This is a genomic window from Mesorhizobium sp. M7A.F.Ca.CA.002.15.2.1, assembly GCF_003998715.1.
Classification (GTDB): domain Bacteria; phylum Pseudomonadota; class Alphaproteobacteria; order Rhizobiales; family Rhizobiaceae; genus Mesorhizobium; species Mesorhizobium ciceri.
Genome location: NZ_RZPI01000994.1, coordinates 1 through 1,341 on the forward strand (window position 1 = coordinate 1; position 1,341 = coordinate 1,341).

The following is a 1,341-nucleotide window of genomic DNA, read 5'->3' on the forward strand; positions in this document are numbered from 1 at the left end:
GCCGCATACGCTGCCGTCACCGCAGCATTTTGCCCAGTATGTCGGCGCCATGGGCGTTTCGGCCGATGACACCATCGTCGTCTACGATGGTCCGGGTTTCTTCTCGGCGCCCCGGGCGTGGTGGATGTTCAGGGTGATGGGCGTCTTCCAGACCTATATTCTGGATGGCGGCTTCGATGGCTGGAAAGCCGCCGGCAGACCGGTGACGGCTGAGCCGACGAAGATCGCGCCAAGCGTGTTTCATGCCGATTTCGACTCCGGGCGCGTCGCCAGCCTCGCCGACATGCGCCGGATCGTCGACACCAGGGCAAGCCAGATCGCCGACGCCCGGGGACCGGGCCGCTTTACCGGCGCCGAGCCTGAGCCGCGCGCGGGTATCCGCTCCGGCCATATGCCTGGCGCGCGCAATCTGCCCTATTCGGCGCTGTCGGAAAATGGCGAGCTGCTGTCGAAGGACCGCCTGCGCAAGGCGATCGAGGAGGCCGGCATCGATCTGTCGAAACCTGTCGTCACCTCATGCGGCTCCGGCATTACCGCAGCGGTGGTGACGCTGGCGCTGGAAACACTTGGCCATACCAACAACAGGCTTTACGACGGCTCCTGGACGGAGTGGGGCGGGCTTTCCGACACGCCTGTCGTGACCGGCCCCGTTGTGATCGGCAAGGAATGAAGACGATGGAAAACGGCGCGCTGGAAGATATTGACGTCACGGTGACGTTTCTCGAGATGCATGTGCCGCCGGCCTATTCGCCGCCGGTGCCCTACAACCGTCAGATCGCGCTGCTGAAGACCAAGGACATTCCGCTGCATTTCTACCGCTATCTGATGGACCGGGTGGGGCGCAAATGGCACTGGGTCAATGTGCTGAGGCTGGATGACGACGAGCTTGCCGCCGGCATTCATCGCGAGGATCGCGACATCAGGGTCCTTTATCTCGACGGCGCACCCGCCGGCTTCTTCGATCTCAAGCCGCATCTGCCGGAAGAAGTCGAGCTCGCCTATTTCGGCATGATGGAACATGCGACGGGACAAGGCATCGGCCGCTGGTTCCTGGGTTCCGCGATCGCAGCCGCCTGGTCGCATGGTCCGAAGCGCGTGACGGTGCAGACCTGCACGCTCGATCATCCGGCGGCTCTGCCGCTTTACCAGAAGCTCGGCTTTGCACCGGTGGCGCAAAAGAAGGAAATCGTGCATCCGCTGCCTTTCGCCGAGCGCGCGGCCAGCGTCATGCGGCCCTAGCCGGAAGCTGACACCAGCTCGAATCTGAACCTGTCGTTCATCGGCCCTTCAGGCTGCTTTTGGCATGTTGCCCGCACCATCAATGCGGCCAAGGCCGAAGGA

2 protein-coding genes are annotated in these 1,341 nt (G+C 63.3%); both read left to right on the forward strand.

Annotated features, from left to right (window positions below):
- The coding region (locus tag ENZ74_RS31915) for a sulfurtransferase (RefSeq protein ID WP_164761412.1) at window positions 1-670 on the forward strand (670 nt) is incomplete at its 5' end.
- Window positions 671-675: 5 nt separating this feature from the next.
- Complete coding sequence (locus ENZ74_RS31920) at window positions 676-1,239, forward strand: GNAT family N-acetyltransferase (RefSeq protein WP_013531462.1); 564 nt, start codon at window positions 676-678, stop codon at window positions 1,237-1,239.
- Window positions 1,240-1,341 lie beyond the last annotated feature (102 nt).